1 pseudogene is annotated in these 229 nt (G+C 72.5%); it reads right to left on the reverse strand.

Annotated elements, in window-relative coordinates:
• Positions 1–182 (reverse strand): annotated as a pseudogene (locus tag ACTFO6_RS20205) (fructose-bisphosphate aldolase); the annotation flags it as partial.
• Positions 183–229: the final 47 nt, after the last annotated feature.

The raw sequence follows: 229 nt of genomic DNA on the forward strand, positions 1-229 counted from the left end.
TCCACGCGCCGCACGCCGGGAACCCGAGCGAGCCGGTCCCGGCCTTCGGCGACGAAAGCATCCATTTCCTCCGGATCGAGCCCCTGGGGATTGAAGAGCACCACGTGCTCCACCTCCCGCCAGGGGCGGCAGGCGGCGAGCGCCGCTTCAGCGCGCCCGGCACTACCGAACACGGTGTTCACCCGTGCCACCTCTGCCTGGACGGCTCGGCGCACGCCGGCGAGGAGCC

This window comes from Pelomicrobium sp. G1, from assembly GCF_051905455.1.
In the GTDB taxonomy this organism is placed as follows: domain Bacteria; phylum Pseudomonadota; class Gammaproteobacteria; order Burkholderiales; family UBA6910; genus Pelomicrobium.